Genomic DNA, 19,116 nt, shown 5'->3' with positions numbered 1-19,116 from the left:
CTGAACCGTGCAGCCGCGGTCGTCGGTGAGCTGGAACCCTGCGAACTGTAGTGCTGTGGCCGGAAATGATCATTGGGGTGGTGGGCTGTGCCCGGTCACTCGATGCGGGCGGCGATGATCCGCGCGCACTCCATCGACTCGCTCCGCGTCGTGTCCACCTCCAGGTCGTAGGTCACGCCCTGGTGGACCACATCCGCCTGTGCGGCCGCCATGCCGGGGACCCGGTCACCTCGCGCGATCTCCCGGGCCGTTGCGACGGCGCTCTCGCACCGGACGCCGACCCACAGCACCTGCAGCCCCCCGAGCGCCTTCTGCCACCGTTGCTGGGAGGCCGCGCCGCCGAGGAACACCTCGTCGACGATGATTCCGGCTCCCGTCCGCGCCATTGTGGCAACGCCCTCGATCCACGCCGTCTCCAACGCACGGAACTCGGGGCCCACGGTCACCTCCCCGTCGGGAGCGAACTCGATACCCGTGTCCGAGGCGCGCATGGCCGCGGGCATCGCGTCGACCAGCGTGTCGACCCCGAAGGTCAGCCACGAGTCCGGCAACACCGCCTGCAGACACCGGGCGATCCCGGACTTCCCCGAGCTGGAGCCGCCGTTGAGCACAATCATCTGCGTCTTCATCGGGCCACCGTAGAACGTGCCCATGCCTCGGTACGCGGCCGGTCCATGCCTTACGGAGTCGGGCGATGACGCCGTCGAAGTCGCGGGGCCGACGGACCTAGCCCCCGCCCCTCGGTGGTCAACTCCGCAGGTCACACGCATGACCCGCATGGCCGTCGGCAGAACCGATTCGGCAGCTCCCGTCCGGGTGAAGGCACCCCACATTCGGCAGTAACCGCAGGTCAGCAGCTCACACTTGGGCCGTTTCCGCTTCCCCGCACAAGGAGTGCCTTCATGCGTCTTCGTTCCACCGTGGCTGCCGCCTTCGGCGCGCTCGCGCTCATCGTGGCCCTGCCGACCTCGGCCGGTGCGGCCTCCGGCGACTTCACGTACATGTACTCCGGTCTCGACGGCTCGCCGCGGCTGGGCTTCCTCATCGACCCGCCGAGCCGGATGTGCATCACCCTGCCCGAGGTCGCCGACCCCGCTTCGTCGAACCCGGCCCACACCCCGTGGAACTTCACCGACTCCAGCGCGACGGTCTTCACCGGCGCCGACTGCATGGGCGACTACTTCACCCTCCGGCCCGAAGGCGGCCACGCCTCCAGCCGGCTGAAGCTCCGCTCGGTCGTCTTCAGCTGATCCCCTCCCCCGACCCGCCCGCCCCGGTACGAGCCGCGCCGCGCTCGTGCCGGGGTGGTGTCGTGACGGGAACGGGTCCTGGCCGTCGCGGGTTGACCGCGTATGCCGACGCCGCGTGTGTTCCTTCTGCTGTCCGGAAGTCTGCGCAGCGGTTCCTCCAACGAGACCGTGCTGCGCACCGTGCGGGCCGTGGCCTCGCGGGGCTCCCGAGGGCGACGCAGTTGCGGCCCGCCCGGTGGGAGTCGTGCGGGCCGAGCGACTCCCGGCAGGGGCTCGGGGGTCAGGCGCTGATCGCCCAGATGAGGGCGATGCTGCCGACGAGTCCGATGGTGCCGAGGGCGGTTCCGGCGATTGCGGTCCACAGGCGGCCCGTGCCGCGGCGGACATAGTGGATGCCCGCCGCGCCGAAGGTAATGGCGAGGGCTCCGGCGAGGATCGTCCATGGGAACGCGACGAACGCGAGCGCGGGCACCCATGCGCCTATGGCAGAGATGGCAGAGATGGCGCCGAGGACAAGTGCGGTGGGTCCCAGAGCGACGGCAGGTGTGTCGGTCGGGTCGGGCACGGTTGGCTCAGGCATGACATGTCCCCCTTTTTGAACGAGTTCAAATAGCGCACCGATCATACCGACAGGGGGCGGCGGACCGGCCGGGGCGGGGCGGGGTGTGGCGAAGCCCCGTCGGTGGGGCGGGACTCGGGGTCAGCCGCGGCGCCCGAGCCCGGGTGCGGGCGGCCCCATGCACTCGTCGGCGCCCACCTTCGGCGCGATGACAGAACGGGATGAATGGCGACGTCTCGTGGGCCCGGACACCCGAGCCCTGGTCGTGCGACGGGCCGATGCACGCCGACCTTCTCGCGGCGAAGGCGCTGGTCTACGACCCGTGCGGGTTCGTATGCTCCCGGCCGGTGCCCGAGGCGGAGAGCGCCGGCCGAGTACGGGCGCATGTCTTCACCGTGGACGGCGCCGCCGTCAGGTTCCGGGTGGCCGGGACGACACCGACGAAGGCCGGCCGGTTCATGACGGTGTGGAAGCGGTCCGCCGGTAGGCCGATTCAGCCCTACGACTCCGAGGACCCTGTCGATCTCTTCGTCATCAGCGCCCGTGACGCCGACCATTTCGGGCAGTTCGCGTTTCCGCGGGACGTGCTCTGCGAGCAGGGCATCGTGTCGAGGAACGGTTCCGGTGGGAAGCGCGCCTTCCGCGTCTACCCGCGCTGGGTGACGACGACCCATCGCCAGGCCGGCCGTACGCAGGAGTGGCAGGCGGACTACTTCTTGCGTGTGGGCCTGCCTGCGGAAGAGGGCGGGGCGGTCGGCTCTGGCCGTTCCCGGGCGCTCCATCACCCGTGACGGCACCGCCCACCCGCCCCGGTACGAGCCGCGCCCCGCTCGTGCCGGGGCGGTGTCGTGACGGGAACGGGTCCCGGTCGTCGCCGGTCAGGAATCTGCTGACGGGGCGGGCCGCGGAGGCCGAGCAGGAGTAAGTTCCCGGCTCCGCGTGGGCGCCCTCACCCCGTCGGTGCTCAACCGGTCGTCCGTCCGGCGGGTGTCAGCGGTAGTCCTCCGGGTGGCCCTGCATCCAGGTGTTGATGCGGTCGCGGGTGCCGATCAGTTCGGAGCGGTGCTTCTCCAGGTTGTCCGTGGAAGTGTCACCGTTCAGCGTCTTGCGCAGGTCGCTGATCCGGGCCAGCGGCTCCTTGAAGTGGGCGGGGCCCTGACCGTCCGCCTTCATCGCCTTCTCCAGGCGCACCAGTTCGTCGTGGACACGGCCCAGGAAGTAGGCGCAGTTCGACGATCCCGGTGCGCAGGTGTCGTTCAACGTGGCCTGGAGGCCCGCGAAGGCGTCACGTACGGCCTCCGGTCTGTTGGCAGCCTCCTCGACCGCCGCGTTCGCCTCCGCGTCCGCGCTCGCCGCGTCCGAGGCGCTCTGCTCGGCGGCGGCGACCTCGGCCGCCTCGTCCATCGCCGACGCGTTCACGGACGGCGCCACGTACGGAACGTCGTCACCCGGCCCCTGCGACGTGGTCGCGCCGGTGCAGCCCACCAGGGCCGCGCCGAGAACTGCTGCCGCGGCCATGGCCGTTGCGGTGGCGCGCACATTGGTGCGGATAGACATGAGGCCCCCCTCGTCCGGATGGCCCAGACCATACATGCCCGGCCCGGCGTCGCCGGTTCCTCACCCCGTGATCAGGGCCTGCAACGCGGGCGCGTACAGGTCCGCGATGTGTTCGGGTGTGGCGTCCGCGCCGGCGCCCTCGCGGTGGAGGCTGAGGGTGGCGCCGAGGCCGAGGAGGTGTCCGGCGATCAGTTCGGCGCGCAGGGTGGCTTCGGGGCCGGGCAGGCGGGCGGCCAGGGAGTCGGTGACCTGTTCGTGGAAACGGTCGCGCAACAGGGAGCGTTCGTCGCGGTTGCCGAGCGAGAAGACGACCCGCAGCAGTGGGTCGGACTGCAGTTCCCGGCGGCGGCGCACCAGCGTCACCACCATGTGGCGGCCCAGCATGTCGAGCGGGGCGTCGAAGAGTTCGGCGGCGGCGGGGCCGAAGTCGGCGACGGTGTTGAAGAGTTCTTCCTTGCGGCCGAAGTGCTTCACGACCAGGGACGGGCTCACTCCGGCGTCGGCCGCTATGCCCCTGATGGTCACGTCGGCGTACGGACGCTGCGTGAACGCCCGGCGCGCGGCGCGCAGGATCGCGTCCCGGCCCGTGCCCGGATCGGCGACGTCGGAGGTGGCGGTGGCGGTTGCCGCGCCGGTCGTGGTGGCCGCGGCGGAGGCGCTCGCGGTCGCCGTGGTCGGCTCCGGTCCAGCCGGTCCGCGGGCCGGATCGGCGGCGATCGGTCCCGGCACCGGTCCTGGCGCCGGCGCCGGTCCCGGTACGGTGGCCTGGCCGCTGATCATGCGCCCTCCTGGGTCTCCCGGATCTCCTGGACCGGCATCGTCCGCACGCCGTCCTTCCGGTCGCCCGCGACGTTGCGGCTGTTCCCTTCGACCGTACCCGTACCCACCGCCACGGGCTTACGGCCGCCCGGCAGGCACAGCGTGACCAGCAGCGCCGCGAACGCCGCGCCCGCCGCGATCAGGAAGACCACCTGGTAGGCGTGGAGCGTCGGGGCCGTCCTGCCGCCCGCCACGAACGTGATGCCGGCGAGGACCGCGGCCACCGTCGCGCTGCAGAAGGCCTGCCCGATCGACCTCATCAAGGTGTTGAGACCGTTGGCCGCGCCCGTCTCGCTGACCGGCACGCCGCGCATGACCAGCGCGGGCAGCGCCGAATACGCGATGGCCGTGCCCGAGGCGACGACCGTCGCACCCGCGATGATCAGCCACAGGCTGTGGCTGGTGAAGTACCGCACCACGTATCCGGCCGCGATCACCCCCGCCGCCAGCGCCAGGCTGACCTTCGGACCGTACCTTCCGGAGATCCGCGCCGAGACCGGCGAGAGCGCCACCATCATCACGCCGCCCGGCAGCAGACACAGCCCGCTGACGACGAGCGAGGCGCCGAGCCCGTAACCCGTCGCCTTCGGCTCCTGCACCATCTGCGCGGTGACCAGGGAGTTGGCGTAGAAGGCGAAACCGATCAGCAGGGCGGCGACGTTGGTGAGCAGGACGGCCGGGCGGGCCGAGACCCGCAGGTCGACCATGGGCGTCGGCACGCGGAGTTCGTACGCTCCCCAGAGCAGCGCCACCACCACGGCGGCCACCAGCAGACCCACCGTACGGGCCGACGTCCAGCCCCAGTCGGCGCCCTGGGTGACCGCGAGCAGCAGACAGACCAGGGCCCCGGACAGTCCCAGCGCGCCGACGACGTCGAAGCGGCCGCGGGTGCGGAGCGGGGATTCCGGTACGCACCACAGCACCAGCACGATGTCGATGACGCCGATCGCGCCCGAGACCCAGAACATCGTGTGCCAGTCGAAGTTCTCGACGACGAGCGCCGCGACCGGCAGCCCGACCGCCGCGCCGATACCGAGCGTCGAGCTCATCAGGGCCACGGCGGACAGCACCCGCTCGGGCGGGAGTTCGTCGCGCAGGATGCTGATGCCCAACGGGACGACGGCGAGCGCCGCACCCTGCAGGGCGCGGCCGGTGATCAGCACGCCGATGTGGGAGCTGACCGCGCACAGCACCGAGCCCACCACCAGCACCATGAGCGAGGCGATGAGCACCCGCCGCTTGCCGTACATGTCACCGACCCGGCCCAGGACGGGCGTGAACACGGCGCCGGTGAGCAGGGTGACGGTGACCAGCCAGCTGGCGGCGGCCGGGGTGGCGCCGGTCAGAGCCGGGATGTGCGGGAGCAGGGGTACGACGATCGTCTGCATCACCGCGACCACGACGCCGCAGAAGGCCAGCACGCCGACGGCGAAGCGGGGGTGCGGGTCCTCGTCCGTGGCGGCGGTCGGGGCGGGTATGTCCGCGGGCATGGCTCTCCGTACGGTGCTCGGCGGCAAGGGTGTCGCGCGCGGGCGCCGCGCGAGAGCACGACGCAGGGGTGTACATGCGTTCACCCCCAGGGTAAACGCATGTGCACCCCCTTGGCGACCGTTTGTCCGGGCGCCGCGTTAGCCTCGAAGACCCGGGCTCCGGGCCCGGACGACTCGGACAAGAAGGCGAAGGTGGCTGCGATGGCGAAGCTTCCGGCAGCGGCGGTGGCGGCGAGCGGACTGGTCGGCGGGTACGCCGTCGCACGATGGACCAAGAAGCGGCCACTGGGCGGGGTCGCCCTCGCCGCCGCGGGCACGGTCGCCGCGTACCAGTGGAACCGGCAGGCCGGGCCGTGCGCGGCCGTCGGGCTGACCACCGCGTATGTCGCCGCGTTCGCCGGCTCGCATCCGCTGGCCAAGAAGGTCGGCGCCTGGCCCGCCGTGTTCACCGTCGCGGGAAGCGTGGCCGCCGCGTCGTGGGCGGTCACCCGCCGGGCCGCCTGAATCACGCGCGGGAGTACGAAACAGGGGCGGGGCTTTCCGAAGCCCCGCCCCTGCCGTCCGAGCTCCCCTACGCCCCCAGCGCCCGTGACACCGTATAGATCAGCAGCCCCGCCAGCGCACCCACCACCGTGCCGTTGATCCGGATGAACTGCAGGTCACGGCCGATGTGCGCCTCGATCTTCTTCGACGTCTGGGCCGCGTCCCAGCCCGCGACCGTGTCGCTGATCAGTGAGGTGATCTCCGCGCGGTACGTCGTGACGACATAGACCGCAGCGTCCTCCAGCCAGCCCTCCAGCTTGGCCTGCATCCGCCCGTCCGTCGCCAGCCGCGCGCCGAACGTCAGCAACGAGGCCCGGGCCCGCAGCCGCAGCTCGCTCTGCTCGTCGTCCGCCGCCGTGATGATCATCGTGCGTACGGACGACCAGGCCGAAGCGATGACCTCCTGGACCTCGGCGCGCCCCAGGATCTCCGACTTCAGCCGCTCCACCCGCGCCCGGGTGTCCTCATCCGTCTGGAGGTCGGCCGCGAAGTCCGTCAGGAACGTGTCGATCGCGGCGCGCGCCGGGTGCCCCGGCATGTCCCGCATCTCCGTGACGAAGCGCAGCAGCTCCTTGTAGACCCGCTCCCCCACCCGCTTGTCGACGAACCGCGGCGTCCAGCCCGGCGCCCCGCCCTGCACCGCGTTCATCACCGAATCGCCGTGCAGCACCAGCCAGTCGTGGGCGCGCACACAGATCAGGTCCACCACCCTGCGGTGGCCGCCGTCGGCGACGATCTTCTCCAGCATCTTGCCCAGGCCCGGAGCGATCTCCGCCGCGTTGGCCCGCCGGGTGATCGCCTCACCCACCACGGCCTGCACATCGGAGTCCCGCAGCACCGTCAGCGCGCCGCGCAGCGCGGTCGACAGCTCCGCGGTGACCCGGTCGGCGTGGGCCGGCTCGGCCAGCCAGGCCCCGACCCGGCCACCGATGCCGAGAGCGTGTATGCGGCTGCGTACGACATCGCCGGAGAGAAAATTCTCGCCGACGAAGGAACCCAGCGAGGCTCCGAGCTGGTCCTTCTTGGTGGGGATGATGGCGGTGTGCGGGATCGGCAGGCCGAGCGGACGCTTGAACAGCGCCGTGACGGCGAACCAGTCGGCCAGCGCACCCACCATCCCCGCCTCGGCGGCCGCGGCGACGAAGCCCGGCCAGCCGCCCACGCCCGCGTTCTTCGCCCAGGTGGCAAGGACATACACCAGCGCGACCAGCAGGAGGAGGCCCGTGGCCGTGGTCTTCATCCTGCGTACGCCGCGCCGCTTCTCCTCGTCCGCCGCGGTGTACGCGAACGAGGCGGCGAGGGGGGCCGGGCGGCCGCCGGGCACCGGACGGGCCGCGCCCGCCACCCGCTCCCGGCCACGCCCCTGCGGCCCCGCACCCTGTTCCCCGGGTCCGGTCCGATCGATCCGTTCCATCCGCTCCACCCGTCCGCGTACGCATCGCCCCCGGTGTCCCGTACGCATTGTGCCTACCTGACCTACTCCCGGGCCGCTCGTCGAGTTCCCGACGCCCTGCCTCATCATGGGATCAGCCCGACCGACCACGAGGAGAACCACCGCCCATGCCCAGGCGCCAGGGGTACGCCCTGCACATCGCCCTCGTGGCGGGCACCGCCGCGCTCGCCGCCGGTGTGGCGTTCGCCGGATCGCTGCTCTTCACCGGCCCCGGCGCCCGGTCGCAGCGGATCGCCGCACCCGACCCGCGGGGCGTCGCCCGTACGCCCGCCGCACCGGCCCACTCCACCGGCCTCTGGCTCGCGACCTGGGCGGCGGCCCCCGCCGCCGGGGTGACCGACACCTACCACAGCAACGACCTGAGCCGGCGCACCATCCGTAACGTCGTGCACACGAGCATCGGCGGGGACGCGGCCCGCATCACCCTGTCCAACCTCTTCGGTACGAATCCGCTGGTCATCGACCACGCCACGGTGAACACCCGCCCCGTGACGTTCCGGGGCGCGGGCGCCGTGACCGTCGCCGCGGGCGGGCAGATCGTCAGCGACCCGGTCGTCGTCCCGGTCGCCGCCGACGCCGATCTCGTCGTCACCCTGCGCACCCCCACCGCCCAGGGCCCCGTCACCATCCACCCGGGCACCCACCAGACGTCGTACGTGGAGGACGAGCGGGGCACCTGGCGCACCACCGACTGGCGCTACCTCACCGCCGTCGACGTGCACAACGGGTCCGCCGCCGGAACGATCGCCGTGATCGGCGACTCGCTCACCGCGGGCAGCGGCTCCACCCTCGACGCGAACAGCCGCTGGCCCGACGTGCTCGCCGACCGGCTCGGCGGCCGGTACGCAGTGGTCAACGCGGGCATCGCCGGCAACCGCATCCTGCGCGACGGCCGCGGCGTACGGGCGAGCGCCCGCTTCGACCGTGACGTGCTCGACGTCGCCGGGGTGAAGACGGTCGTCATCGCGCTCGGCATCAACGACGTGCAGCAGTTCCCGCAGGAAACCGACCCGCAGCGCATCGTGGACGCCCTGCACTCCCTGACCCGGCGCGCCCACGCACGAGGGCTGCGGGTCGTCGGGGCGACGCTGATGCCGTACGAGGGGTTCCACACCTGGACACCCGCGCGAAACGCCGTACGGGAACGGGTCAACGAGCTGATCCGGGCGGGCGGGGTCTTCGACTCGTTCATCGACTTCGACGAGGCTGCCCGCGACCCGTTCCACCCGACCCGGCTGCTGCCCGCCTACGACTGCGGCGACCACCTCCACCTGAACGACACGGGCTACCGGCGACTGGGTTCACGGGTGGACCTGGCGTCCCTGGAAGACAACACGCCCGCCTCCGGCGCGCTCTGACGCTCCACGGCCGCGACGCCCCGCTCGATGACCGGGTCTGCTGCCTCGTTGACCTCCACGGGCCGGCAGACCGGCACCGTCCTGGGCGTCGCGAGCAGAAAAGGCTTCCGGCACACGCCCTATTCGCGGCGCCCGTCGCCCTTCTCCAGCCGTCCCCGCTCGCCCCCGCGCCGGCGCTCCTCCAACTCTCGCACCCGCTCCGCGTCCCTCAGCCGCTGCTTCTGCGCCTTGCTCCGCTTGCGCTCCACTCCGACGCCGCCCATCAGCGCAAGGCCGACGATCCGCACCTGCGGGGAGTCCGGGGACACAGTCCCCTCGTCCTTCGACCGCTCACCGAAGCCGCCCATGATGCCGACGCCCCTGACCTGGGCGTTCAGCTCCGGCGGGACCGTGATGTGCATACCACCCATGATCGTGAAGCAGCGGATGACCACCTCACGGTCCTCGAAGTCGGCCTCGCGCAGATCGATCTCGCCCCCGCCCCACATCGTGAACGCGGTGAACCTCCGGCCCACCGTCCAGTTTCCCCGGCGGCCGAACCCTCCCCAGATCGCGAACGCGCCGCGCGACGTGGCGGGCTTGCCGATACGGTCCGCCCAGCGCACCGCCGAACCGGTCGCCGCCGGAGCCGGGGCGGGGCCCACCGGGGCCAGGTGGGTGCCCGGTGCCGGAAGGTCACGGACGAGCGGTTCCAACTCCCCATGCGTACGCGCCTTGTAGGCCGCTTCGAGCCGGTGCTCGAACTCTTCCATCTCCAGCCGGCCCTCGGCCACCGCCTCGCGCAAGGTCTCGGCGATTCGCTCGCGCTCGGCATCGGAAGCACGCATGTCCGGGAGGTCACTTGTCATGCCGCTCAGCTTATTGAACCCGTACGCTCCCGTCACCGATCCGCCTGCCGCCTACCTGCCGCCGGCCGACGCGTACATCTTCGCGATCACGGCCTCGATGTCCGGCTCCCGCACCGACAGGTCGACCAGGGGATACTCAGCGGCGATCCGGGCGACCAGCGGCGCGGCCGACTCCGAGGCCGGGAAGGCCAGCCACTGGCGCGGTCCCTCCACCTTCACCGTACGTACCGAGGGGGCCGACTCCAGCCGGATCGGCGGGAGTTGACGCTCCAGATCGACCACCAGCGTCCGTTCGCTCTCGCCCACCTCGTGCAGTCCGGCGAGCGCACCGTCGTACATGAGCCGGCCGTGGTCGATCACCATCACGCGCTTGCAGAGCTGCTCGATGTCCGTCAGGTCGTGAGTGGTGAGCAGCACGGTCGTACCGCGCTCGGCGTTCAAGTCCCTCAGGAATCCCCGGACTTTGGCCTTGGACACGACGTCCAGGCCGATCGTGGGCTCGTCCAGGTACAGCACCTCGGGATCGTGCAGCAGCGCCGCCGCGATGTCCCCGCGCATCCGCTGCCCCAGCGACAGCTGTCGTACGGGTACGTCCAACAGCTCGCCCAGGTCGAGGAGTTCGACGCAGCGGTCCAGGTTCTCGCGGTAGCGGGCGTCGGGAATCCGGTACATCCGGTGCATCAGCCGGTAGGAGTCGCGCAGCGGCAGGTCCCACCAGAGCGTGGTGCGCTGGCCGAACACCACACCGATCCGGTGTGCCAGCCTCGTCCGCTCCCTGGACGGGTCGATGCCCGCCACCCGCAGCCGGCCGCCGCTCGGGGTGAGGATGCCGGTCAGCATCTTGATCGTGGTCGACTTCCCGGCGCCGTTCGGCCCGATGTAGCCGACCATCTCGCCGCGCGCGACGCGGAAGCTGATGGAGTCGACCGCCCGCACCTGGCGGCGTTCACCCCGCATGAAGCCGGTCCTGCGACGCACGTCGAAGACCTTTTCGACGTGGTCGAGCTCGATGAAGTCGGTGTGGCTGCCGGCATCGGTATCGGTATCGCTGCCGATGACGGTGTGGGTGTCGCTGCCGATGTCCGTGTGGGTATCGCTGCCGGCGTCGCTGCCGGCGTCGGTCTCGGTGTTCATGTCGTCCGGTGCCCCTGCCCTTGTGTTTGCCCTGCCCTGCTTCGGTGTTTCGTCAACTGCCCGTGCTGCGGTACGCGCGCAGCCCCACGCGCCAGGCCAGGCCCGCGAGCAGCCAGCACAGGCCCGCCACCACCGGGGGCAGGAACGCCACCCAGTCCGGCAGGCCCAGCGGATAGTCCCGGCCCAGCACGTACAGCGCCGGCAGCCAGTTCACGAACGCCAGCGGCACCACGAACGTCACCCCGCGCACCAGGTCCTTCGCGAAGATCGACGGCGGGTACTGGAGCAGCGTGTTCCCTCCGTACGTGAACGAGTTCTGCACCTCCGAGGCGTCCTGGGCGAAGAACTGGAACGCCGCCCCGGCGACGAACACCGCCGCGAAGATCGCCGCCCCGCTCAGCAGCATCAGCGGAATCATCACCACCTTCAGCGGCGTCCACGCGATGTCCAGCGTCACCAGCGCGTACCCGAGCACCAGCCCGCCCTGGGTGATCCGCCCCAGCCTGCGCAGCGCGAACCGGTCCGCCGCGACCTGGGCGAGCACCGGCACCGGACGTACCAGCAGCGTGTCCAGCGTGCCGTCGCGCACCCGCCGCCCCAGCCGGTCCATCGACCCCAGCACCAGGTCGGCCAGGCCGAACGCGGTGCCCGCGGCCCCGTACAGCAACGCGACCTCCGGCAGCGTGTAACCGCCCAGCGCGTCCACGTGCGAGAACATCAGCAAAATCGCGACGAAGTCGAAGGCAGTCGCCGCGAAGTTCCCGAACGCCGTCATGGCGAACGAGGCGCGGTACGCCATCGTCGAACGCAGCCACATCGCCGCGATCAGCCCGTACGCCCGGACTCCCTCGACCAGCCTCGACCGCTCGACGAACACCACCTCGGGCGCGTCCGTCACCCCGGCCCCCGCCACCTCCACCGCACCGGCCGTCTCAGCCACCCTGGACCACCACCCTCCTCGTCGCCACCGACTGCACCAGCCGGCCCACCAGCAGCAGCGTCAACGCCCAGCCACCCTGGAAGGCATACGCCTCCACCAGCCCCCAGCCCGTCCGCTTCCCGAGCAGCACATCGGCCGGCACCTGGAGCAGCGAGGACCACGGAAGCACCCGCGCCACGTCACCCAGCACCCCGGGGAACAGCGTCAGCGGGAGCAGCATCCCGGAGAAGAACATCCCGGCCAGGGCCGTCATCTGCGACACCCCGGCACCGTCCAGCAGCCAGAACGCGGAGAGCGCCACCAGATAGCGGATCGCGAAACTGACCACGACACCGAGCGTCACCGAGACGAGGAAGGCCAGCCAGATCCCCGGCGAGACGGGCAGCGCCAGATCGAAAGCGAGCGAACCCAGCAGCATCGGCACGATGCCGCGGCCCAGCAGATGGAACGCGGCCCGCCCCAAGTCGCCTGCCATCCACCACAGTTGGAGGTCCACCGGGCGGTACAGGTCGACCGCGACATCGCCGGTGCGAATCCGCTCGATCAGCTCGTCCTCAAAACCGCCACCCATCATGGCGCAGGTCATCAGCAGCGCCTGCCCCAGCCACACATAGGTGAGTGCCTGGGACATGTCATAACCGCCGAGCTGCGGACGCTCGTCCCACAGCGCCACGTAGGCGTACGCCATGATGAACCCGAAGACGGTGTTGGTGAAGACTCCCGCCGCCGTCGCCATCCGGTATGTGGCATAGCGCCGGAACCCACCCGCCGCCACCACCGTGTACAGCCGCACCGCATTCACCCCCTGTGCTCGGGCGCCCAACGGCGTTGGACACCAAAGCGCAGAACCCTAGCCCAGCGGACGCAGCCGCCGCGACCGCTTTTGGCGGTCGATCCGGGGCTTATTCCATAGAAAAGGGCACTATGGGGGAACTGACCGCGGCCGAGGAGTCTGCACGGACATGAGCGACGAGCCACAGCAGCCGGGCGGGGAGAACGAACCCCGGGGCTGGGACCCCAGGGACCCGTCCGCCCACGGCAGCAGCAGCGGCAACAGGGGAGAACAGGACGGTCGACAGAGCAGTCGACAGGACGGCACCGCGAAGCATCCCAAGCGCCACCGACGGCCCAAACGCACCGGCTGGCGCCGCGCCGTCCCCACCTGGCGGATGCTCCTCGGCGCCGTCCTCGTCCTCGCCCTGCTCCTGATCGGCGGCTTCGTCGCCGGGTACGAACTCGTCAACATCCCGCCCGCCAACGCCACCGCCACCGCGCAGTCGAACGTCTACCTCTACAAGGACGGCAGCGTCCTCGCCCGCTCCGGCGAGATCAACCGCGAGAACGTCAAACTCTCCCAGGTCCCGCTCACCGTCCAGCACGCCGTACTCGCCGCAGAGGACCGCGACTTCTACTCCGAACGGGCGGTCGACGTCAAAGCCATGACCCGAGCCGCCTGGAACACCCTCACCGGCAAGGGCACCCAGGGCGGCTCGACCATCACCCAGCAGTACGTCAAGAACTACTACCTCGGCCAGGAACAGACCATCGCCCGCAAGATCAAGGAGTTCTTCATCGCGGTCAAACTCAACCGCGAGGAATCCAAGGACCAGATCTTCGAGGGCTACCTCAACACCAGCTACTTCGGCCGCAACGCCTACGGCATCCAGGCCGCCGCACAGGCCTACTACGGCAAGGACATCGGCGACATCACCACCGCCGAAGGCGCCTACCTCGCCTCCCTCCTCAACGCCCCCAGCGCCTACGACGTCGTCGTCCACCCCGGAAACAAGGCGGACGCCGTCGCACGCTGGAACTACGTACTCGACGGCATGGTCAAGAAGAAGTGGCTCGGCGCCCGCACCCGCGCCACCATGAAGTTCCCCGTACCCGGCAAGGTCAAGCCGGCCACCGGACTCTCCGGACAACGCGGCTACATCATCCAGGCCGTCGACGACTACCTCACCACCAACAAGGTCATCGACGAGAACACCCTGGCCACCGGCGGCTACCGGATCACCACCACGCTGGAGAAGAAGAAACAGAACGCACTCGTCAAAGCCGTCGACGACAACGTCATGTCCCAGACGAGCGGCGACCGCACAGCCGACCGCAACGTCCGCGTCGGCGGCGCCTCCATCGACCCCGGCACCGGCCGCGTCGTCGCCATGTACGGCGGCGTCGACTACACCAAGCAGTACGTGAACAACGCGACCCGCCGCGACTACCAGGTCGGCTCCACCTTCAAACCGTTCGTCTTCACCTCCGCCGTCGCCAACGACTCGACCACCCAGGACGGCCGGCGCATCACCCCCAACACCGTGTACGACGGAACCAACAAACGCATGGTCGAGGGCCCCAACGGGCCCACCGGATACTCCCCCGCCAACGAGGACGACATCAGCTACGGACCCATCACCGTCCGCGAAGCCACCGACAAGTCCGTCAACGCCGTCTACGCCCAAATGGCCGAAGATGTCGGCCCCGCCAAGGTCGAGCAGACCGCCGTCAGCCTCGGCATCCCCCGCAACACCCCAGACCTCACCGCCTCTCCCTCCATCGCACTCGGCGTCGCCACTGCCGGCGTCCTCGACATGACCGAGGTGTACGCCACCCTCGCCAACCACGGCAGGCACGGCGCGTACATCCTCGTCGACAAGGTCAGCAAGGGCGGCACGGACCTCGAACTTCCCAGCAGGAACACCGAGCAGGCCGTCAGCCGCGAAGCCGCCGACACCACCACCGCGATCCTCCGGAGCGTCGTCGAGAACGGCTCCGGCATCGCCGCCCGTGGCGCCGGCCGCCCCGCCGCCGGCAAGACCGGCACCGCCGAGGACGACAAGGCAGCCTGGTTCGCCGGCTACACCCCCGACCTCACCACCGTCATCGCCGTCATGGGCCAGGATCCCGACACCGGCGTACAGAAATCCCTCTACGGAGCACTCGGACTGGCCCGCGTCAACGGCGGCGACGTCCCCGCCCGGACCTGGGCCCAGTACACCGAAGCCGCGCTGCGCGGCACCGCGGTCGAGGAGTTCGACCTCAACCTCGAAAGCGGCGCCGACGAAACCGCCTCACCCACCGGGGAGAGCACCCTCCCCGGCGAAACCTGGACACCGTCGGAGCCGCCCTCCGGCACGCCGCCGAGCAGTTCCGAAAGCATCGCACCCGGCAGCCCGCCGAGCCCCGGAGGCGGCGAAGACATCACCGGCGGCACGGATATGGGCGACCTGACCGGCGGTGGACCGCAGAACGGCGGACCGGACAACGGCGGCGACAACGGCGGCCCTCGCCGCGAAGACAACGGCGGCTGGGACCGCTACGACTTCCTCCCGGGCGCCCGAGGCACCCCGGCCCCCGCGCCGTCCCCGCCGCCCACGGCTCCCACGGCTCCCACGGCCCCCTCGGCTCCCTCGGCTCCCTTAGTTCCCACGGCGCCCTCGGCTCCCACGGCGCCCTCGGCTTCCACGGCTTCCACGGCGCCCACGGCTCCCACAGTTCCCCCGGGCCCGCGTTAGTGACCCGAGGTCGCCTTCAGCCCCACGACAGCCACCAGCAACAGACAGACGAAGAAGATCCGGGCAGCGGTCACCGGCTCGTTCAGCACCACCATGCCGAGGACCGCCGCCCCCGCCGCACCGATACCGACCCACACCCCGTACGCCGTCCCGATCGGCAGCGTCTTCGCCGCCTGGGACAGCAACATCATGCTCGCCACGATCCCGACACCCGTGAACACACTCGGCCACAGCCGGGTGAACCCCTCGGTGTACTTCATCCCTATCGACCAGCCCACTTCCAGCAGACCGGCGACAATCAGCAGAACCCACGCCATGACGGCACCTCCGACGAGACAGAACACGGAAAACACGGTGCGTCGTCTTTGCAAAACCCGGTACGGCGCGTCTCGTCGGGGGTCAGCCCACCGTAGCAAAGAACAAGCAAAGGGCCTGGTGACATCGGTCACCAGGCCACTCACCACTGCTGCTGTCGCTACCGCCGACTACAGAAACCGGTCACAGAAACCGGTCACGGATGCGGATCACAGATACAGACCGGTGGAATCCACCGACCCCTCGAACCGGTCCGCCGCCACCGCGTGCAGATCCCGCTCACGCATCAGCACATACGCCACACCGCGCACCTCGACCTCCGCACGGTCCTCGGGGTCGTACAGCACACGGTCACCCGGCTCCACCGTCCGCACGTTCTGACCCACCGCGACCACCACGGCCCAGGCCAGCCGACGACCGACCGCAGCCGTCGCCGGAATCAGGATGCCGCCACCGGAACGCCGCTCGCCCTCAGGCGTATCGGACCGGACCAGCACGCGGTCATGCAACATGCGGATGGGCAGCTTGTCGTCGGTGTTCTCGCTCACGCCCCGCAACCTACCTGCCCACCGCGACTCCACACGCCTCCGGGGTACACACCTCCGGAGCACACGGCCCGCACCATCACTTCTTCCGGCGCCGCTTCGACACCGTCAGCAGACCCACGACACCCACCGCGAGCAACGCCACCGGAACCACCCGCTCCAGACGCGGAGAACCGTCCTCGGACACGAACCGCAGCTTCACATCCGACACCGCCCGGTTCACCGCGACAAAAGCCCGCCCGGCCGTCCGGTCCACGGCCTCGGCAGCCTTGGCCTTCGCATCACCCATGATCGTCTTCGGGTGCACCCGCACCCCGATCTCATCGAGCACCACCGCAAGCTGCTCACGCCTGCTGATGATGTCCGCCTCGATCTGCGCAGGGGTCCTGGCATCCGACACTGCGCCGCCTCCGTGGTCCTCGTCCGGTAAACCTTCATCGACAGTCTGTCAGCTCCACCGCCCACGCACCCGGCGGCACCCCTATTACGCTCGGTCCCGTACACCCCACGTGTCCAACTGAGGAGAACCATGAGCGAGCGACTCCAGCCCGGCGACACCGCCCCCGCCTTCACCCTCCCCGACGCCGACGGCAACGACATCTCGCTCGCCGACCACAAGGGCCGCAAGGTCATCGTCTACTTCTACCCGGCCGCCCTCACCCCCGGCTGCACCAAGCAGGCCTGCGACTTCACCGACAACCTGGAACTCCTCGCGGGCGCCGGATACGACGTCATCGGCGTCTCCCCCGACAAGCCCGAGAAGCTCGCCAAGTTCCGCGAAAAGGAAAACCTCGAGGTCACCCTGGTCGGCGACCCCTCCAAAGAGACCCTGGAGGCATACGGCGCCTTCGGCGAGAAGAAGCTCTACGGCAAAACGGTGACGGGCGTCATCCGCTCCACGATCGTCGTGGACGAGGACGGCAAGGTCGAGCGAGCCCTCTACAACGTCAAGGCCACCGGCCACGTAGCCAAGATCATCAAGGACCTCGGGATCTGAACCCGGCCCGTCGGCGCTGCCCCGCACAACTGAAGATGTGAGGGACATCCCATTCGGCCACCGAACCGGTTTGCGACCGCCATGACCGCACAGAAGCCCTTCCTGGAGCACCCACCCGAGGAAAGGACCCGGCCATGGCGGCCACCAACCCCCATCAGGCGGCCGGCCCGGAAGCGGTCAAACGCCACCCGACCCTCTTCCGCGCCATCCGCCAACGCAAGAACCCGAAGCTGCGCCGGTCGGACATCACGGTCACCGACGACCGGGCGGTCAAGCGGGCGGTGAAGGCCGCATCGCTCGGCAACGCCATGGAGTGGTTCGACTTCGGGATCTACTCCTACCTGGCCGCCACCCTGGGCCATGTCTTCTTCCCGTCGGGGAACGACACCACCCAGCTCCTCTCCTCCTTCGCGACCTTCGCCGTCGCCTTCCTCGTACGCCCCCTCGGCGGAATGTTCTTCGGCCCCATGGGCGACAAGATCGGCCGCAAGAAGGTCCTCGCCCTCACCATGATCATGATGGCCGTCGGCACCTTCGCGATCGGAGTCATCCCCTCCCACGACTCCATCGGCCTGTGGGCCCCCACCCTGCTGATCTTCTTCCGCCTGGTCCAGGGCTTCTCCACCGGCGGCGAGTACGGCGGCGCCTCCACCTTCATCGCCGAATACGCCCCCGACAAACGCCGGGGCTACTTCGGCAGCTTCCTCGAATTCGGCACCCTGGCCGGCTACGTCGGCGCCGCCGGACTCGTCACCGCGCTGACCGCGATGCTCGACTCCGGCCAGATGGAAGCCTGGGGCTGGCGCATCCCGTTCCTCGTCGCGGGCCCCCTCGGCCTGGTCGGCCTCTACCTCCGACTGCGCCTGGACGAGACCCCCGCGTTCCAGAAACTGGAGGGCGGCACCTCCCACGCGACGGAGGCCGCCGACGGCGTCGAGACCACCGCCAAGGGAGACCTCGCCAGAATCTTCCGGCAGTACTGGCCGTCCCTGATCCTCTGCATCTGCCTGGTCGGCGCGTACAACATCACCGACTACATGCTGCTGTCGTACATGCCGACCTACCTCTCCGACGAACTCGGCTACAGCGAGACCCACGGCCTGCTCATCCTGCTCGCCGTCATGGTCTTCCTGATGCTGATCATCAGCCAGGTCGGCAAACTCTCCGACCGCTTCGGCCGCAAGCCGCTCCTGATGACCGGCATGCTCGGCTTCTTCTTCCTCTCCCTCCCCGCCTTCCTCCTCATCCGGCAGGGCGGCATCCCCGCCGTCACGACCGGCATGCTGATGCTGGGCCTCTCCCTGGTCTGCATGCTCGGCACCATGTCCGCCGCCCTCCCGGCCCTCTTCCCCACCCACGTCCGCTACAGCTCCCTCTCGGTGGGCTACAACCTCTCGGCCTCCCTCTTCGGCGGTACGACCCCCCTGGTGATCACGGCCCTGATCAGCTGGACCGGCACCCAACTGATGCCGGCCTACTACGCGATGGCGGCTGCCCTGGTCGGTGCGATCGCCGTGGCCTGCATGAAGGAGACCGCCCAACAGCCCCTGGCCGGTTCCCCGCCGTCGGTGGGGACGCCCGAAGAGGCAGCAGAACTGGTCGCATCCCAGACACCGGACCCGAAGTTCTGACCCCGCACATGTCGGCCCTCGGACACGCCCCGGTAACATGGCTGACGGCTGGCGGCGGTGGTGCAATGGCGACACAGCAGACTTAGGATCTGTGGCCCGTGAAACGGCTTGAGGGTTCGAATCCCTTCCGCCGCACAGTAAACGGCCTGCGAATCAAGGGAC

The 19,116-nt window shown here is 70.0% G+C and carries 20 protein-coding genes, 1 tRNA gene and 1 riboswitch; of the genes, 8 read left to right on the top strand and 13 right to left on the bottom strand.

Going from position 1 to position 19,116, the window contains the following annotated elements; genetic code table 11:
• Positions 1 to 95: 95 nt before the first annotated feature.
• Complete coding sequence (gene cpt / locus ACFU8Q_RS14225) at positions 96 to 629, bottom strand: chloramphenicol phosphotransferase CPT (RefSeq protein WP_384452543.1); 534 nt, start codon at positions 627 to 629, stop codon at positions 96 to 98.
• A gap of 273 nt (positions 630 to 902) precedes the next feature.
• Between cpt and ACFU8Q_RS14220 the strand changes: the two genes are divergently transcribed.
• The gene (locus ACFU8Q_RS14220) at positions 903 to 1,250 is read left to right on the top strand and encodes a hypothetical protein (RefSeq protein WP_384452540.1); all 348 of its coding nucleotides are present in this window, start codon (positions 903 to 905) and stop codon (positions 1,248 to 1,250) included.
• Positions 1,251 to 1,530: 280 nt separating this feature from the next.
• On the opposite strand, the gene ACFU8Q_RS14215 is transcribed toward ACFU8Q_RS14220, so the two are convergent.
• Positions 1,531 to 1,830 carry a hypothetical protein gene (locus ACFU8Q_RS14215; protein WP_384452537.1) on the bottom strand — a complete coding sequence of 100 codons (300 nt, stop codon included), beginning with the start codon at positions 1,828 to 1,830 and terminating at the stop codon, positions 1,531 to 1,533.
• A 200-nt stretch (positions 1,831 to 2,030) separates the two neighbouring features.
• Here ACFU8Q_RS14215 and ACFU8Q_RS14210 point away from each other — a divergent pair, with 200 nt between their 5' ends.
• Complete coding sequence (locus ACFU8Q_RS14210) at positions 2,031 to 2,600, top strand: MepB family protein (RefSeq protein WP_384452534.1); 570 nt, start codon at positions 2,031 to 2,033, stop codon at positions 2,598 to 2,600.
• Between the two features lie 199 nt (positions 2,601 to 2,799).
• Here ACFU8Q_RS14210 and ACFU8Q_RS14205 read toward each other — a convergent pair whose 3' ends face one another.
• The 3 genes from ACFU8Q_RS14205 to ACFU8Q_RS14195 are packed head-to-tail and all read right to left on the bottom strand — an operon-like array spanning position 2,800 to position 5,675.
• Entirely contained in the window at positions 2,800 to 3,366 is a 567-nt protein-coding gene (locus tag ACFU8Q_RS14205; protein ID WP_384452531.1) for a hypothetical protein, read from the bottom strand.
• A gap of 60 nt (positions 3,367 to 3,426) precedes the next feature.
• Entirely contained in the window at positions 3,427 to 4,146 is a 720-nt protein-coding gene (locus tag ACFU8Q_RS14200; protein ID WP_384452528.1) for a TetR family transcriptional regulator, read from the bottom strand.
• Positions 4,143 to 5,675: an MFS transporter gene (locus ACFU8Q_RS14195; protein WP_384452525.1), complete on the bottom strand. Its 1,533-nt coding sequence runs from the start codon at positions 5,673 to 5,675 to the stop codon at positions 4,143 to 4,145. Before ACFU8Q_RS14195 ends, ACFU8Q_RS14200 begins: the two co-directional genes overlap by 4 nt.
• 201 nt (positions 5,676 to 5,876) lie before the next feature.
• Between ACFU8Q_RS14195 and ACFU8Q_RS14190 the strand changes: the two genes are divergently transcribed.
• Positions 5,877 to 6,179, top strand: coding sequence for a hypothetical protein (locus ACFU8Q_RS14190; protein WP_384452522.1), 303 nt, complete (start codon positions 5,877 to 5,879; stop codon positions 6,177 to 6,179).
• 67 nt (positions 6,180 to 6,246) lie between these two features.
• Here the strand turns inward: ACFU8Q_RS14190 and ACFU8Q_RS14185 are convergent, their stop codons facing one another.
• On the bottom strand, positions 6,247 to 7,632 hold the full coding sequence (locus ACFU8Q_RS14185) for a DUF445 domain-containing protein (protein ID WP_384452519.1): 1,386 nt from the start codon (positions 7,630 to 7,632) through the stop codon (positions 6,247 to 6,249).
• A gap of 146 nt (positions 7,633 to 7,778) precedes the next feature.
• Here ACFU8Q_RS14185 and ACFU8Q_RS14180 point away from each other — a divergent pair, with 146 nt between their 5' ends.
• Positions 7,779 to 9,029 (top strand): SGNH/GDSL hydrolase family protein, encoded by a 1,251-nt coding sequence (locus ACFU8Q_RS14180; RefSeq protein ID WP_384452516.1) that lies wholly within the window; start codon positions 7,779 to 7,781, stop codon positions 9,027 to 9,029.
• A 119-nt stretch (positions 9,030 to 9,148) separates the two neighbouring features.
• Here ACFU8Q_RS14180 and ACFU8Q_RS14175 read toward each other — a convergent pair whose 3' ends face one another.
• The 4 genes from ACFU8Q_RS14175 to ACFU8Q_RS14160 form a co-directional block, all read right to left on the bottom strand.
• Entirely contained in the window at positions 9,149 to 9,856 is a 708-nt protein-coding gene (locus ACFU8Q_RS14175) for a DUF1707 domain-containing protein (RefSeq protein ID WP_384452582.1), read from the bottom strand.
• 72 nt (positions 9,857 to 9,928) lie between these two features.
• Complete coding sequence (locus tag ACFU8Q_RS14170) at positions 9,929 to 10,933, bottom strand: ATP-binding cassette domain-containing protein (protein ID WP_384452579.1); 1,005 nt, start codon at positions 10,931 to 10,933, stop codon at positions 9,929 to 9,931.
• Positions 10,934 to 11,063: 130 nt separating this feature from the next.
• On the bottom strand, positions 11,064 to 11,930 hold the full coding sequence (locus ACFU8Q_RS14165; RefSeq protein ID WP_384452576.1) for an ABC transporter permease: 867 nt from the start codon (positions 11,928 to 11,930) through the stop codon (positions 11,064 to 11,066).
• A 13-nt stretch (positions 11,931 to 11,943) separates the two neighbouring features.
• Positions 11,944 to 12,744 (bottom strand): ABC transporter permease, encoded by an 801-nt coding sequence (locus ACFU8Q_RS14160; RefSeq protein WP_384452513.1) that lies wholly within the window; start codon positions 12,742 to 12,744, stop codon positions 11,944 to 11,946.
• 169 nt (positions 12,745 to 12,913) lie between these two features.
• Here ACFU8Q_RS14160 and ACFU8Q_RS14155 point away from each other — a divergent pair, with 169 nt between their 5' ends.
• On the top strand, positions 12,914 to 15,466 hold the full coding sequence (locus tag ACFU8Q_RS14155; protein WP_384452510.1) for a transglycosylase domain-containing protein: 2,553 nt from the start codon (positions 12,914 to 12,916) through the stop codon (positions 15,464 to 15,466).
• Here ACFU8Q_RS14155 and ACFU8Q_RS14150 read toward each other — a convergent pair.
• The 3 genes from ACFU8Q_RS14150 to ACFU8Q_RS14140 all read right to left on the bottom strand — a co-directional run bounded on the left by ACFU8Q_RS14150 (position 15,463) and on the right by ACFU8Q_RS14140 (position 16,726).
• Positions 15,463 to 15,783: a DMT family transporter gene (locus ACFU8Q_RS14150; protein ID WP_384452507.1), complete on the bottom strand. Its 321-nt coding sequence runs from the start codon at positions 15,781 to 15,783 to the stop codon at positions 15,463 to 15,465. The genes ACFU8Q_RS14155 and ACFU8Q_RS14150 overlap by 4 nt on opposite strands.
• A 36-nt stretch (positions 15,784 to 15,819) precedes the next feature.
• Positions 15,820 to 15,881: riboswitch (guanidine-III (ykkC-III) riboswitch) on the bottom strand.
• A gap of 109 nt (positions 15,882 to 15,990) precedes the next feature.
• The gene (locus tag ACFU8Q_RS14145; protein WP_030923137.1) at positions 15,991 to 16,329 is read right to left on the bottom strand and encodes a co-chaperone GroES; all 339 of its coding nucleotides are present in this window, start codon (positions 16,327 to 16,329) and stop codon (positions 15,991 to 15,993) included.
• Positions 16,330 to 16,405: 76 nt separating this feature from the next.
• Positions 16,406 to 16,726, bottom strand: a complete 321-nt coding sequence (locus ACFU8Q_RS14140) for a DUF3618 domain-containing protein (RefSeq protein WP_384452504.1) — start codon at positions 16,724 to 16,726, stop codon at positions 16,406 to 16,408.
• A gap of 129 nt (positions 16,727 to 16,855) precedes the next feature.
• Here ACFU8Q_RS14140 and bcp point away from each other — a divergent pair, with 129 nt between their 5' ends.
• From bcp to ACFU8Q_RS14125, 3 genes are all read left to right on the top strand, one after another.
• On the top strand, positions 16,856 to 17,323 hold the full coding sequence (gene bcp, locus ACFU8Q_RS14135) for a thioredoxin-dependent thiol peroxidase (RefSeq protein ID WP_384452501.1): 468 nt from the start codon (positions 16,856 to 16,858) through the stop codon (positions 17,321 to 17,323).
• A gap of 134 nt (positions 17,324 to 17,457) precedes the next feature.
• Complete coding sequence (gene proP, locus ACFU8Q_RS14130) at positions 17,458 to 18,954, top strand: glycine betaine/L-proline transporter ProP (RefSeq protein ID WP_384452499.1); 1,497 nt, start codon at positions 17,458 to 17,460, stop codon at positions 18,952 to 18,954.
• Between the two features lie 51 nt (positions 18,955 to 19,005).
• Positions 19,006 to 19,089, top strand: a tRNA-Leu gene (locus ACFU8Q_RS14125).
• Positions 19,090 to 19,116: the final 27 nt, after the last annotated feature.

The organism is Streptomyces sp. NPDC057543 (assembly GCF_042801895.1).
Lineage (GTDB): Bacteria > Actinomycetota > Actinomycetes > Streptomycetales > Streptomycetaceae > Streptomyces.
Note: the sequence above shows the minus strand (reverse complement) of the source record. Positions and strands in the feature narration are given on the sequence as shown.

What these genes read in the sequence shown, in the direction of transcription:
- ACFU8Q_RS14155 (WP_384452510.1), top strand. Translation starts at nt 12,914, where the DNA reads ATGAGCGACGAGCCACAGCAGCCGGGCGGGGAGAACGAACCCCGGGGC.
- bcp (WP_384452501.1), top strand. Translation starts at nt 16,856, where the DNA reads ATGAGCGAGCGACTCCAGCCCGGCGACACCGCCCCCGCCTTCACCCTC.
- ACFU8Q_RS14195 (WP_384452525.1), bottom strand. Translation starts at nt 5,675, where the DNA reads ATGCCCGCGGACATACCCGCCCCGACCGCCGCCACGGACGAGGACCCG.
- ACFU8Q_RS14220 (WP_384452540.1), top strand. Translation starts at nt 903, where the DNA reads ATGCGTCTTCGTTCCACCGTGGCTGCCGCCTTCGGCGCGCTCGCGCTC.
- ACFU8Q_RS14180 (WP_384452516.1), top strand. Translation starts at nt 7,779, where the DNA reads ATGCCCAGGCGCCAGGGGTACGCCCTGCACATCGCCCTCGTGGCGGGC.
- ACFU8Q_RS14200 (WP_384452528.1), bottom strand. Translation starts at nt 4,146, where the DNA reads ATGATCAGCGGCCAGGCCACCGTACCGGGACCGGCGCCGGCGCCAGGA.
- ACFU8Q_RS14185 (WP_384452519.1), bottom strand. Translation starts at nt 7,632, where the DNA reads ATGGAACGGATCGATCGGACCGGACCCGGGGAACAGGGTGCGGGGCCG.
- ACFU8Q_RS14175 (WP_384452582.1), bottom strand. Translation starts at nt 9,856, where the DNA reads ATGCGTGCTTCCGATGCCGAGCGCGAGCGAATCGCCGAGACCTTGCGC.
- ACFU8Q_RS14215 (WP_384452537.1), bottom strand. Translation starts at nt 1,830, where the DNA reads ATGCCTGAGCCAACCGTGCCCGACCCGACCGACACACCTGCCGTCGCT.
- proP (WP_384452499.1), top strand. Translation starts at nt 17,458, where the DNA reads ATGGCGGCCACCAACCCCCATCAGGCGGCCGGCCCGGAAGCGGTCAAA.
- cpt (WP_384452543.1), bottom strand. Translation starts at nt 629, where the DNA reads ATGAAGACGCAGATGATTGTGCTCAACGGCGGCTCCAGCTCGGGGAAG.
- ACFU8Q_RS14210 (WP_384452534.1), top strand. Translation starts at nt 2,031, where the DNA reads ATGAATGGCGACGTCTCGTGGGCCCGGACACCCGAGCCCTGGTCGTGC.
- ACFU8Q_RS14150 (WP_384452507.1), bottom strand. Translation starts at nt 15,783, where the DNA reads ATGGCGTGGGTTCTGCTGATTGTCGCCGGTCTGCTGGAAGTGGGCTGG.
- ACFU8Q_RS14205 (WP_384452531.1), bottom strand. Translation starts at nt 3,366, where the DNA reads ATGTCTATCCGCACCAATGTGCGCGCCACCGCAACGGCCATGGCCGCG.
- ACFU8Q_RS14190 (WP_384452522.1), top strand. Translation starts at nt 5,877, where the DNA reads ATGGCGAAGCTTCCGGCAGCGGCGGTGGCGGCGAGCGGACTGGTCGGC.